Origin of the sequence: Cohnella phaseoli, from assembly GCF_003386235.1 — a bacterium.
GTDB classification, from domain to species: domain Bacteria; phylum Bacillota; class Bacilli; order Paenibacillales; family Paenibacillaceae; genus Cohnella; species Cohnella phaseoli.
Window position 1 is genome coordinate 39,357 of the sequence record NZ_QRDZ01000031.1, and the last position, 10,966, is coordinate 50,322.

The 10,966-nt window shown below is 59.3% G+C and carries 11 protein-coding genes; 2 read left to right on the forward strand and 9 right to left on the reverse strand.

Annotated elements, in window-relative coordinates:
* Window position 1: 1 nt before the first annotated feature.
* Genes DFP98_RS29735 through DFP98_RS29745 form a run of 3 tightly spaced genes read right to left on the reverse strand, consistent with a single transcriptional unit; the run spans window position 2 to window position 2,342 of the window.
* A complete protein-coding gene (locus DFP98_RS29735) occupies window positions 2–589 on the reverse strand; it encodes a nitrous oxide reductase accessory protein NosL (protein ID WP_116064270.1) in 588 nt (195 codons plus the stop codon).
* Window positions 586–1,953: a right-handed parallel beta-helix repeat-containing protein gene (locus DFP98_RS29740; protein ID WP_116064271.1), complete on the reverse strand. Its 1,368-nt coding sequence runs from the start codon at window positions 1,951–1,953 to the stop codon at window positions 586–588. Before DFP98_RS29740 ends, DFP98_RS29735 begins: the two co-directional genes overlap by 4 nt.
* Window positions 1,950–2,342 (reverse strand): hypothetical protein, encoded by a 393-nt coding sequence (locus DFP98_RS29745; RefSeq protein ID WP_116064272.1) that lies wholly within the window; start codon window positions 2,340–2,342, stop codon window positions 1,950–1,952. The genes DFP98_RS29740 and DFP98_RS29745 overlap by 4 nt, the downstream gene beginning before the upstream one ends.
* Before the next feature lie 153 nt (window positions 2,343–2,495).
* Between DFP98_RS29745 and DFP98_RS29750 the strand changes: the two genes are divergently transcribed.
* Entirely contained in the window at window positions 2,496–2,912 is a 417-nt protein-coding gene (locus DFP98_RS29750) for a FixH family protein (RefSeq protein WP_116064273.1), read from the forward strand.
* A gap of 16 nt (window positions 2,913–2,928) precedes the next feature.
* On the opposite strand, the gene DFP98_RS29755 is transcribed toward DFP98_RS29750, so the two are convergent.
* From DFP98_RS29755 to DFP98_RS29765, 3 genes are read right to left on the reverse strand one after another with little or no spacing between them, the layout of a single operon-like run.
* Window positions 2,929–3,609, reverse strand: a complete 681-nt coding sequence (locus DFP98_RS29755) for a sulfite exporter TauE/SafE family protein (protein WP_116064274.1) — start codon at window positions 3,607–3,609, stop codon at window positions 2,929–2,931.
* On the reverse strand, window positions 3,609–5,804 hold the full coding sequence (locus DFP98_RS29760; RefSeq protein WP_116064275.1) for a heavy metal translocating P-type ATPase: 2,196 nt from the start codon (window positions 5,802–5,804) through the stop codon (window positions 3,609–3,611). The genes DFP98_RS29755 and DFP98_RS29760 overlap by 1 nt, the downstream gene beginning before the upstream one ends.
* Window positions 5,805–5,854: 50 nt before the next feature.
* Window positions 5,855–6,715: a helix-turn-helix transcriptional regulator gene (locus tag DFP98_RS29765; protein ID WP_116064276.1), complete on the reverse strand. Its 861-nt coding sequence runs from the start codon at window positions 6,713–6,715 to the stop codon at window positions 5,855–5,857.
* 144 nt (window positions 6,716–6,859) lie between these two features.
* Between DFP98_RS29765 and fabF the strand changes: the two genes are divergently transcribed.
* A complete protein-coding gene (gene fabF, locus DFP98_RS29770; protein WP_116064277.1) occupies window positions 6,860–8,119 on the forward strand; it encodes a beta-ketoacyl-ACP synthase II in 1,260 nt (419 codons plus the stop codon).
* Between the two features lie 65 nt (window positions 8,120–8,184).
* Here the strand turns inward: fabF and DFP98_RS29775 are convergent, their stop codons facing one another.
* The 3 genes from DFP98_RS29775 to DFP98_RS29785 all read right to left on the reverse strand — a co-directional run bounded on the left by DFP98_RS29775 (window position 8,185) and on the right by DFP98_RS29785 (window position 10,910).
* Entirely contained in the window at window positions 8,185–8,700 is a 516-nt protein-coding gene (locus DFP98_RS29775; RefSeq protein WP_116064278.1) for a GNAT family N-acetyltransferase, read from the reverse strand.
* A 188-nt stretch (window positions 8,701–8,888) separates the two neighbouring features.
* Window positions 8,889–10,031, reverse strand: coding sequence for a serine hydrolase domain-containing protein (locus tag DFP98_RS29780; protein ID WP_181918019.1), 1,143 nt, complete (start codon window positions 10,029–10,031; stop codon window positions 8,889–8,891).
* Between the two features lie 126 nt (window positions 10,032–10,157).
* On the reverse strand, window positions 10,158–10,910 hold the full coding sequence (locus tag DFP98_RS29785) for a spermidine synthase (RefSeq protein ID WP_246016883.1): 753 nt from the start codon (window positions 10,908–10,910) through the stop codon (window positions 10,158–10,160).
* Window positions 10,911–10,966: the final 56 nt, after the last annotated feature.

Below are 10,966 nucleotides of genomic sequence, written 5' to 3' on the forward strand. Positions count from 1 at the left end.
TTTACATCCCCGCGTGCTGCTCCGTCTCGGCAGCTCCCGACGACGCTCCGTGCCCTTCCGTGCCGCCTTCCGCATCGTGTCCTTCCATACCGCCTTCGGCATCGTGGCTGTGCTCCATTCCTTCCATGCCTTGCTTATTTTGCTCCCAGCCATGAGCCTTCAAATCGCTCGCGCTCATCAGTTGCCCTACGCCCTGCTCGGCGATAAACGCCTCGGCCGATTTCTTGTCCTTGAAGCTGACGATTCCGTAAGCCATCGGAGTCCGAATCGAAGCGTCGTAGACGAAGCTCGCTTTGGACAATTCAATCCATTCCTTGTCGTTGTAATCGCGCACGTAATCCATTCCAATGTTGTCCGTGCCGTTTTTTTGCTTCCATTCGTTCATACACCCGAGATCGTCGAATTTGTACGTCTTGCCGTCTTTCGTCGTAAGCTGCGTTGCATAGGCGTCGTCCTTCACCTGCATTTTGCAGATCGCGCATACGTCGACCGCTTCGTCGATCGGAACCGCTTCGTATTTCGTTCCTCCGCATCCTGCGAGAATAGACAGCGCTAGCGTAAGTACCCCGAGAATAATCCACTTTTTCATGATTTTCTTGCCCCCCAATAAATGATTGATGCAGCCGCAAGCAATAGCGCGATTCCGATCGCCCCGACAGCCGTATTCCGCCCGTCGGACGATTGCGCACCGCCCTCCGCCCCTTCGGGCGGATTCATCAGCGGCGCGGCGTCGAACGACCACTCGTTATTGTTAGCTGTGAACAAACCGCTTAGGAACGTCATGCCCGGAGCTTGAAAAAACAGCTGGTAGGCCGGCGTGCGATCGACCGCCGTTGCGAAAAAAGGATTGATGGCATATGTCAAATCGCTCGTCCCGTCTCCGTCCCGATCCAGCGCCTGCGCGGCGTCCCAATAGTTGTTGGACAGCCGATTGCCGGCACTGTCCGTCGCCTGAGCTTCAATGACGTTGGACAGAAACGTATTTCTAGTAAACTCGTTGTCGGCGGATTCGAGAAACTGGACGCCGACAAAATTTCTGAGCACTTCGTTGGCCTCAAGCCGATTGTTCGAGGACAGCTCCATGTAAATGCCGACCCGATTGCCCTCGAAGGTGTTGCGCTCGATGCGCGACGTCTGAACGTCGAACAGCAGCAGCCCTTGGGAATGGACGTTCTCGCTCTGCTTGCGGAACGAATTGTCCGTCACGACGGCGTCCCTGACCCCCATCACCATCGCGCCGGTCACGTTATACTCGCCTTCGTTGCCGACAATTAACGTGCCGTCCGTATACATGCAATGGATGCCGTATCGCGAACGATAGACTCGGTTCGCTTCGACGGATGCGCGATGGCTTTTCTCCAAATAGATGCCGTCTTTCATGCCGTGGACCTCGTTGCCTTCGATTCGCGCATCGTGCGAGTCGTAGAGATCGATCCCGTTGCCTGTCCGCACGCCGCCCGTATACCCATCCACTCCTCCATTTTGCGAGGACGGATAAACCGTATTGCCGACGATAAGAGCCCGGTCCGCATCACGCAGCGAAATTCCGAGCCCCGACGATACGACGACCGTCTCCCGGATGACGGCGTCGTCGGCTTCGACGGCGATAGCGGCCAGCTTGTCCGATTCGGCGCTTACCACCTTGATGCCGCTCAGTTCCACTCCGGGAGCGCGGACGGTTAGCGCCGCCGCCCCCTCGCCGCCGTAGATCGTCGCGCCGTCCTCTCCGCGAACCGCGAGCGGCTTGTCGATCACCGCCGGTCCGGAATAGCTTCCCGCCGCCAGCACGATTTCGCTGCCGGGCTTCGCGGCGTCGATCAGCGATTGAAGCTCGGACGCCGACTCCTCCGCGGACGCCTGCCCGGGCGATGCGAAGGACGCAAGCAGACCGATCAGCAGCAGGCCGCCAATCGCTCCTGTGCCTGTGCCTTTCCGACGCTTCAGGATGCTCATGGCTTCACTTCCACCGGCTTTTTCTTCGTAATGTGCAGCTCGCCGTTGTAGATGTGAATGTACACGTCGTACGTCGCGCTTTCCGAGAAGGTGAAGCCTGCCGAATAGGTAGTCCCCTGCCGATCGACTTGCTCGATCAGCTCCGGCAGACCGCTGTGATCGGCCTTGCGAATTTCGTACTGCACGATCGTGTTCTTCTCGTCCACCAGTCCCGTCACGGTCGTAATCAGCTTAACTTCCGCTCCGGCCTTCGCTTCCGCGGGATCCGTTCTCAGCTCGACCTTCACGTCTTTCGGATCTTGATCGCCTGGTCGGGACGACGAGCACGCCGCCAGACTCAGCGCCGCAAGGACGACCATGATCAGCAATCCCAAGGTTCTCTTTGTCATACGGATCGCTCCTTACTGTCGAATACTTCCTCCCTATTCTAGCCCTATATGGGGGTATTGGCATAACTCATTAGGGCTACATCCGTTGACATAATTGTGACAACTGCGCATAAGCGTGAATAAATAAGAGCAGCTTGCGAAAGAAGGGGTAAAATGACCAAATGGCTCATCGCTTTAATCTGTTCGGCCGGCTTGCTCGTAGTCGGAGGCTGCGGAGATTTTGGCGGAAAGTTATCTGACGAAGGCGAAACTTCGGCGTCTGCAAGCGGTGCGGGGCTGCGGCTGGACGTTCGGTCCGAGCCGGGCGGGGCTGCGGTTATGGAGGAGAATATCATACGATTGACGGTGCAGGACGAGAGCGGAAATCCGGTGGAAACGATAACGATCGAAGCTTATCTCGTTATGCCCGGCATGTTCTGCGGTCGCATCCCGGCGGAGACGCGCGAGGTCGCGCCGGGTCAATACGAGCTGCTGGCCGTTCCTGTCATGCCGGGCAAATGGCAGGCAGAAATCGCCGTCTGCTCGGATGGAAACTCGCTGACGACGGCTTATGCTTTTAAAGCTGTATAGTTAATGACATTAACTACTACCATAGCCACGGGTGAACGCTGGGGATCCAGCCATTGACGGCCAGCCCTTTCAGAATGGCCAGAATGCCCATCGTATAGGCAAGCGCCGTCCCCGCGACTCGCATCGCTTTCCTTCCGGACCGGCTCAGCCGGCCGGAGAAGAGCGCCAGCAGCGCGAACACCGGTACGGTGGCCAGCCCGAAGACGAGCAGATAGGCCGCTCCCTCCGCCCACGATCCGGAAGCGGCGGCGTTCATCTGCATGGCGTAGGTCAATCCGCACGGAAGAAAGCCGAGCAGCAAGCCGGAGGAGTACGTACCCAGCCATTGTCCCCCGCGCTTGCCCGCGACTAATGCCCCATCCGCCCGCTTGCCCAGCGGCATGAAGCGGTGCGGATATGGCAGCGTATAACGACTGTAGGTCCAAGCGATAATCAGGATACCGCCCAGAATGCTTGCAGCCCCTTGCAGCCCGACGAACGTCCCGGCCGCGTTCAGGAAAGAACCGATCAGCCCCATGAAAGCGCCGGTGATCGTATAGGTCGTAATTCTGCCCACATGATAAGCGGCGGCAGCCTTCAGCGGATTGCCCCGTGCATTAAGCGCGAACGACGAAGTAATGCCCCCGCACATGATCAGGCAGTGGGGAGCGCCCATCAGCCCCGCGGTCGCGGCGAGAAGCAGGCTCTGCGCCAGCATTATCCGCGCCCTCCCGCCGCCAAGCGCCGCAGACGGAGCGCGTTGGCGACGACGAGCAGCGAGCTGGCCGCCATGCCTGTGCAGGCGATTCTCGGGTCGAGGAAGCCGAGCGCGGCCAGCGGCACGGCGGCGGTATTGTACGCCACTGCGAAGCCGATGTTTTGCCTGATGTTGCGAAGCGTCGCCCGACTGATGACGACCGCGTCCGCGAGGCCGGACAAGCGATCTCGCGTCAGTACGACGTCGCCGGTCTGCATGGCGGCCCCCGCCCCGCCGCCCATCGCGACGCCGACGTCTGCCGTAGCCAGCGCCGCGGCGTCGTTGCTGCCGTCTCCGACAAAGACGACCACCCGGCCGCTGCGCCGCGCTTCCTCGACGATGGCCGCCTTGCGATCCGGCGTACAAGCGGCGTGAACGTCGCGGATACCCGCCTGACGGGCAATCTCGTTTGCAGGCTCCGGCTGGTCGCCCGTCACGATGCCCAGAGAAGCCGTCCGTTCCAGCTCGCGTGCTATGGCTGACGCTTCTTCTCTCAGCGTATCGGCGAACGTCAACGCTCCTTCCAGTCGTCCGTCTACCGTGACGTACAGCACAGTTTCGCCCGGTCCCGCAGTTTCATGCTTCATAGCCGTTTCTGCAAGCACGACGTCTCCGCCAAGCACCCAGCGAGGATGGCCAACGCGGATCTGCCGATTTTCCGCCATCCCTTGCATCCCGCCTCCAGGCACCTCGCGCACATCCGTCGTCTCGGGGATCAGTACGCGCAGGCGCTCCGCCTCGCGAACGATCGCTTGGGCGAGCGGGTGCGCGGAATGCCGCTCGATAGCGGCCGCCATTTTCAACAAATAGGCGTTCGGGTGACCCGCACTTTGCACCCCGATCAGACGGGGCTTGCCTTCGGTTAACGTGCCGGTTTTGTCGAACAAGATACGGTCGGCCTTCGCCAGCGTTTCCATCGCGCTTCCGTGTTTAAAGAGGATGCCGCGTTTGGCGGCCAGAGCGGTAGCGATCAGAATCGACACCGGAGCCGCCAGGCCAAGCGCGCACGGACAGGCGATAAGCAGCACGGACAGCGCATAGCGGAGCGCCATATCCGCAGACGCCCCGTCGGCCAGCAGCGTCCAGCCCAAATAAGTCGCCGCGGCGCACAACGCCATCGCCGGCACGAACACCGCCGCCGCCCGATCCACTTTACGCGCGATCGTCGGCTTCAAGCTTTGCGCCTCCTCCACCATCGCGATCATGCGCGAAAGCCTCGTCTCTCCCGCGTCGCATTCGGCGCGAATTCGCAAGCTGCCGTTCAGGCAGCGAGTTCCGCTGTAAGCATAGTCCCCCTTCTGCCTCAGCACGGGCACGCTCTCGCCGGTCAGCAGCGACTCGTCCACCTCGGCTGCGCCCGAGACGATGCGGCCGTCCGCGGAAATCCACTCTCCGGCCAATACGACAGCTTGCTCTCCCCGACGCAGCTCGCCTGCCGGAATCCATTCCTCTCCTTGCTCGCGCATCACGCGAACAAAGCGGATCTGCAAGCCGTAGAGCTCGTTCAAATCTTTGAGCGCCCGTCCTTTCGCTTTCGCTTCAAGCAGCTTGCCAAGCAGAACGACGGTCATAATCATCGCGATCGCATCGAAATAGAGTTGGTCGTGGGAGACCGTTCCAGGGAAGCTCAACAGCTTATAATGGCTGTAGAAGTAGGCGACGGAAGTGCTCAGTACGACAAGCGCGTCCATATTGGCGCTTCTCTGCTTCAACGCCTGGTAAGCGCCCCTGTAAAAGGAGTAGCCAACGTAAAATTGCAGCACCGTCGCCAATCCCAGCTGCAAATAAGGATTAAAAAAAATGGCCGGGATCCAGATCTGCGACGGCAAAAAAGCAAGATGGGCGAGCATCGCCCAAAAGAGGGGAACGGAGACGGCAACGGACACCGCAAGCTTGCCGCGCAGGGCGCGAACTTCCGATTCATGCGCCTTCTGCGGGGAATCGACCTGCTCGGCGGCGCCGTATCCCAGCTGTTCGATTTTGCGGCGAATATCCGCTTCACCGGTCACCTGCGAGTCGTATTGCACGAAAGCTTGCGCCGTCGCCATGTTGACGCTCGCGCTGCGAACGCCGCTCATGCGGCCAAGCCCCTTCTCAATGCGGGCCGAGCATGCGGCGCACGTCATTCCCGTCACTTGCAAACGCAGCGTATCCATCCCGCATCCCATCCTGTTCGAAGATTCGGCAGTTTGCCTGTCCTTCTACCCTATGAGAATGCTTCGCCGTTCAGAATAGCGCTTCCCCCGATCAGCCGCTTCAGCTTGTTTTCGGTCGTCGATTCCGGCACCGGCGTATAGATGCTGCAGCGCAGATCGGCGCCCTGCACTTGAAGCGAAGTCAAATGGAACAGCATTTTGCCGACCTTGGCGTGCCTGAATTCGATCAGCACCTCCGGAGCGGATTGAACTTCGCTCTCCTCCCATAAAGCCTCGAACTCCGGATGAGCCGCCTTCATCTCTCCCAGAAAGCGATCGTACCATTTGTCGTCGACATACTGACCGTAATAAGCGCGAAAGATTGCGAGAAAACCCTTCGTAAAGTGCTCCCAATTGACCGCCAATCTCCGCAGCTCCTTCCTCGCAAACAGCAGACGAATCATGTTGCGGTCCTGCACCGGAACTTGTTCGAAATCGAGAAAGACGTGCGACGCCGCCTCGTTCCAGCCGACGATCGTATGGCGCCGGTCCGTAATGAGGGTGGGGCAGTAGGTTAGCTCCTGCAAAATTCGTCTGAGCGACGGACTGATCTTGGGCGGTTCCTCTTTGAGAGAGATTCCCGGGCTGACCTCCATCGCCAGCGAGACCAAATACTTGCGCTCGTCCACGCTGAGCTGAAGCGCCGAAGCGATGCAGTCGAGTACGGACGACGATACGCGAATGTCTCTTCCCTGCTCGAGCCACGTGTACCAGGTCAGGCTGACCCCGGCAAGCTGGGCTACCTCCTCTCGGCGCAGCCCGGGAGTTCTTCTGCGTGCACCCGTGCCGAATCCTGCCGATTCCGGGGAGATTTTGGCCCGCTTCGCTTTGAGGAAAGCGGATAAAGCGAGCAGCCTCGCATCATGATTCATGTCCCGTCCCTCCGGTTCTTTTATATAAGTTGGACCAATCGACTTATCGTAGTATTTATTATACTAGTATAAACGACAACTTGTAATAGGATAACAGGAATGAGATGCTGGATGTACTTTAACAGGTACAAGGAGTGGATCGGCATGAGGCAAGTCGAACAAGTCGTGATTACCGGAATGGGCGTCATCTCCCCGCTGGGCAACTCGGTGGACAGCTTCTGGGAGCGTTTGGCGGGCGGACAGTCCGGAGTGTCCCGCATCGAGAGCTTCGATACCGCCCGGTTCAAAACGAAAATTGCCGGAGCGGTTCGCGGCTTCGATGCCGAGGCGCTGTTCGGACGCAAGGAAGCGCGGAGAATGGATCGCTTCTGCCAGTTCGCGATGGCCGCCGCCGGCGAGGCTTGGGAGGATGCCGGACTGCAGAAGGAACAGATCAACGGGGAACGGCTCGGCGTCTACGTCGGCTCCGGAGTCGGGGGCTTGCAGACGCTGATCGATCAAGCCGGAGTGCTGCGGGATCGCGGTCCGGAACGGGTCAGTCCGACGCTTGTGCCGATGATCATCTCAAATATGGCCGCGGCTCTGATCAGCATGAAGTTCGGAGCGCTTGGCCCGACAATGTCGCCGGTAACGGCTTGCTCGATCGGCAATACGTCGATCGGAGAAGCGTTCCGACTCATCCGCGGCGGCGGAGCGGACATCGTCATCGCGGGCGGCGCCGAGGCGGCCTTGTCGGAAATTTCGCTCGCCAGCTTCGGCAATGCGACCGCTCTCTCTTCGTGCAACGACGATCCGGCTGCGGCGAGCCGTCCGTTCGACGCCGGCCGGGACGGCTTCGTCATGGCCGAAGGGTCCGGCATCGTTATTCTGGAATCGTTGGCTCACGCTAAGCGCCGCGGGGCTCGCATCTACGCCGAGGTTCTCGGCTACGGCGCATCGTCTGACGCCTATCATATGGTGGCGACACACCCGGACGGGGACGGGGCTTATCGGGCGATGAAGCTGGCGCTGGCCGAAGCCGATCTTCATCCGGAGCAGGTCGACGTCATTAGCGCCCATGCAACGAGCACGGAAATCGGAGATCGCTCAGAGACGCTGGCGATCAAGCGACTGTTCGGAGCTCACGCCTATCGCGTGCCGGTGACGGCCAACAAATCGATGACAGGGCATCTGCTTGGCGCCTCCAGCGCGGTCGAGGCGATCGCTCTGGTCAAGAGCCTGCAGAACGGGCTGATTCCGCCGACGATCAATTACGAGACGCCGGACCCCGACTGCGATCTGGACTGCGTGCCGAACGAGGCGCGGCGGGCCGAGCTGAACGTCGGCATGTCCAATTCGTTCGGCTTCGGCGGACATAATGCGGTCATTGCCCTGAAGAAATATTCCGGGGAAGAACGGCGTTAACAAAAAAAGCCGTCGGCTGACATCCGGGTAATCCCGGATCGACTGCCGACGGCTTCCTCTATCGTCTACTTCCACTCCTCTGCCAGAACGGCGTAGACATATTCATCCCACCATACGCCGTCGCCCCGCGGAATGCACTTTAGGAAGCAGCCTTCCCTTCGCATGCCAAGCCGCTCCATTACACGGCTCGAAGCGGCATTCTCGGGCTGACACGTCGCGATGACGCGATGCAGCCCCAGCTCGGCGAAGCCGAAATGCAGCAGGGCTTGAGCCGCTTCCGTCGCATAGCCTCGCCCGCGAAAGCCCGGCGCGATCACCCATCCGATCTCGTAGGTGTGATCTCCGAACCACGGATGGAAAACGATATGCCCGATAAGCCGCTGAACTCCCTTCAGCACGACCGCATAATTGCGGGCGTCGGAGCCTCCGTTCTCGATAACGAAGCGCTTGGCGTCCGCTTCCCCGAACAGGCCGTCCGGCATATACGCCATCGTCTCCCGATCGGACGTATAGCCCAGAACATCCGGCCAATCTGCCGCTTCAAAGCGGCGAATAATCAATCTTTCTGTTACCAAACGCATCTATACTCACTCGCCTTTCGTAGTTTGCGAAATCGGTCATCGATCCGAAACGACGAAGGGGAGAAATGCGTACCGGCGCATTTTCTTTATAGCGTATCTAAAACCGAATCGCCTCCTTTCCGATAGAGTAAAGCCGTCTCTTCCCGAATGAATCCGGACCTTCTCTTCCTTGCTTTAACCTGTTTGTCCTAGACCAGGCTGGACCAAATAATCTGCTTCGTACCGAGCACGGACCGGGGAACCCACGAATGAACGGACGGCACCAGCAGCACGACGACCATGCTCTCGACCGGATCGACGAACAGCGCGATCCGCCCCGCCCCCTCCAGTTGATACGTTCCCTGCGATTCGTAAGAGGTGGAGTGAATCGCCAGGTCGAAGCCAAGCGCATGCCCCTTGTCTTTGATCTGTCCGCCCCAATGGTAAGCGGGCACTCGAAACAGATGCCGTTTTGTGAGCAGCTCGACCGACTTGCGGCCGAGAATGCGCCTGCCTTCGAACGTCCCTCCGTTCAGCAGCATTTGCCCCAGCTTCCATAGGTCGTACATCGTGGAATGCATGCCGCTGGCCGCGCGGGGAATGACCTTCCAGTTGTCAGCCGACTGGCCGAGCGAATCGATGTCGTACTGATCCACCACGCACACTTCGGCGTGCAGCTCCGCCGGAACGTCGAACCAGGTGCGCTCCAAACCGAGCGGGTGTACGATTCGGTTCATCACATATTCCTCGAACCGTTCGCCGGACACGCGCGATACGATCTCGCCAAGCAAAGCGTAACCCGTCGACGTATAATTGTACGCCTCCCCGGGCTTGCAGACGGGCAACCCCGTCAGCGCCTGGACGATCCAGCTCTTGTGACTGTCCGGATCGTACCATCGGCGTGGGTAAGGCTCGTTGTAATAGCCGGGAACGGGCGGAATGCCGGAAGTATGCGTCAGCAGATGAAACAGCGTCACGTCCCGATACGTGCCATTGTCGAATTCTTCGAGAAGCGCTGCGACCGGCTGGTCCAAATCCAGCTTGCCGTCCTCGATCAGCTTGACCAAGGCGATCGTTGTGAACGCTTTGGTCAGAGAGCTTAGCTTCCTGATGGAATCCGGTTGCAGACTCCCCTCGCCCTTTACTCCATTCAGTCTTCCCATCGCCGACCACGATGCGATTTTGCCGTTGCGGCCCACCAGATGCCCGCCACCTTGCAGCAGACCCTGCGCGATCAGTTCTGCGTAATGCGCGTCCAGCTTGCCCAACTGGCCGGAATCGAATCCGACCTGTTCGGGCGCGGCATGCGCGGCTCCTTCCGTCTTCGTCCAAAGTTGCGGCGTTGTCTCCAAAGATATTCCCCCGACTTCTTCAAGTTGAATCAACAACGGGGACATTGTATCCAATCCGCATGGACTCGTCTACGGTCGCGGCCGCACTCGGTGACTAAGTATCACAAATCGTGAAATAGTATCAAGTTACCGCCAAGCCGCCGATCCGTCCCAAATAATATAGCCTTCTGCCAGCTCGATTTCGCGAAGCCCGATCTCCCTGCTATCGAGGCCGTCGGACGCACCGCTGCCTACGAAAATCAGATTCCTTCTGTCGCGTTCCCGCGGCGCGGGCAACGAATAGCACCGAACGTCGGCGAAAGCCCGGCGCAGCGTCGAGCGGATCGCCTCCGCCATGCTGTCGTCCTGCGGACGGCCCATCATGTTCAGAAGGAGCGCCCCTTGAAGCCGAAGCTTATTAGCGGCTAACCGGAAAAATTCCACCGTCGTGAGGTGCTGCGGAGTCCCCCTGCTAGTAAATGCGTCAAGAACGATAAAGTCGAGCGACCGGTCGGCCTCCGCTTCAAGAAGCTGCCGACCGTCTCCGATCTCGACGTTGTCGTCCGCGCAATCGAAATACCGTCGGCTCAGCTCCACAACCGCTTCGTCGATCTCCGCCGTCTTGATCCTTTTGCCGCGAAAATAGCCGGAAATCGACCCGATCCCGTGTCCGATAACAAAAGCGCTACGGAAATCGGGATCGCGATGCTCCATCAGAGCGGTCATCGCCTTCTGGTAACCGAGAACGAGACGACGGCGATCCTTCAGGTCCATCGCGCCTTGCACATCCTCGTCCGCAAACCGAATGCACCTGAATTTGCCCGTCTCCCCGTCCAACTGCGACGTTTCATATACGGTAATCTCGTTGTACGCGGATCCGATCGCTGCCAGCCTCTGCATCCTTGCACTCCATTCCTGCTTATCTTCCTCTTAATCCTAACACGAAACAACATGCC